The following is a 312-nucleotide window of genomic DNA, read 5'->3' as shown; positions in this document are numbered from 1 at the left end:
AATTGAAGTACTAAAAAATAATGTAAGTATAAAAAAACGAAAAGCCATATTATCTATTCATTGTTGAACGATAGTATGGCTAAAATCGTATTTTTTATGGTAAATAAAAAATTTCTTAGAAAAAGAGACTTTATTCTTTATGGTTATTTTGAAAAAGTACTAGCTTAAAATAGCGGCAATACCTGGTAATGTTTTACCTTCTAAACTTTCTAACATGGCACCACCACCAGTACTTACATAACTTACTTTATCTTGGAAACCAAATTGCTTAACCGCCGCAACAGAATCTCCACCACCTACTAACGAGAAAGC

Annotated in this window: 1 protein-coding gene; it reads right to left on the bottom strand. The window is 30.8% G+C overall.

Going from position 1 to position 312, the window contains the following annotated elements; translation table 11 throughout:
- Positions 1–159: 159 nt before the first annotated feature.
- Positions 160–312, bottom strand: a 153-nt coding sequence (pgk, locus tag FUA24_RS17180; RefSeq protein WP_148544317.1) for a phosphoglycerate kinase, incomplete at its 5' end; no start/stop codon positions are given.

The sequence above is a fragment of the Seonamhaeicola marinus genome (assembly GCF_008085455.1).
Note: the sequence above shows the minus strand (reverse complement) of the source record. Positions and strands in the feature narration are given on the sequence as shown.